The following is a 1,103-nucleotide window of genomic DNA, read 5'->3' as shown; positions in this document are numbered from 1 at the left end:
TAATGCCGATCAGTTAAGGATCCATTGACCGATCCTTCTGTTGTGTGAAAATCCGAAACCTGTTGATTGGTTTCGGATTTTTTATGCGTATCGCCCATGCTCTCGACTTCCTCCACGCCAGCAATGCCGCTCAGTTTGAGTCACTCTCTGACCTCATTTCTCCCGAGCTCATCACAACCCTACTCGCCGAAGAGGATGTCGCGACCCTGCGTCGTCGCCGTATGCCCATGGAGCGTCTGGTCTGGGCCATTATCGGCATGGCCATCTTCCGCCATGTCCCCATGACCCAGCTCGTCAATCAGCTTGATATCCTGTTGCCCGGCGACCGCCCCTTCGTCGCCCCCAGCGCTTTCCTGCAAGCTCGACAAAAACTGGGAGACAAGAGCATCGAACGCCTGTTTCACGAGACCGCTTCGCGCTGGCACCAGCAGGCCAATCATCCGGGTTGGGCCGGGCTGCAACTGCTCGCCGTTGATGGCGTGATGTGGCGCACTCCCGATACCCCGGACAATGCCGCCGAGTTTGCCAAACCCGGCACCCAGCATGGCGAGACCACCTATCCGCAGGTGCGCATGCTTTGCCAGATGGAGCTGACCAGTCACCTACTTGTGCAGGCCGTCATGGAGAGCTGCGCCGTCAACGAGATGGTGTTGGCCGAGCAACTCATCGCGCGTACACCGGACCACTCGCTCACCCTGTTCGACAAGGGGTTTTACTCTCTCGGTCTGCTCCACGCCTGGCAAACCACTGGCAGCGAGCGGCACTGGCTGCTGCCACTCAAAAAAGGCACGCAATACGAGGTGGTGCGCAAGCTGGGGCGTCAGGATGTGCTGGTGCGTCTCAAAACCAGTCCACAGGCGAGGAAGAAGTGGCCGCACCTGCCAGAGACACTGGAAGCCCGCTTGCTGACCCGACACATCAATGGCAAGGAGCGCCAAGTATTGACCTCAATGGTCGACCCGATGCGCTTCCCGGGCGCCGACATCGTTGAACTCTACAGCCACCGCTGGGAAATCGAGTTGGGCTATCGGGAGATGAAGCACAGCCTGCAACAACACCGGCTGACCCTGCGCAGCAAGAAGGCGGCGGGGATACGGCAAGAG

The 1,103-nt window shown here is 59.3% G+C and carries 1 protein-coding gene; it reads left to right on the top strand.

The genetic code is table 11. The annotated features are described in order from the left end of the window. Nucleotides 1-83 precede the first annotated feature (83 nt). The coding region (locus ACB040_RS20715) for an IS4-like element ISAeme13 family transposase (RefSeq protein ID WP_371156328.1) at nt 84-1,103 on the top strand (1,020 nt) is incomplete at its 3' end.

This window comes from Aeromonas sp. S11(2024), assembly GCF_041402345.1.
GTDB classification, from domain to species: Bacteria; Pseudomonadota; Gammaproteobacteria; order Enterobacterales; family Aeromonadaceae; genus Aeromonas; species Aeromonas veronii.
This window is presented reverse-complemented; position numbering and strand designations above follow the sequence as displayed.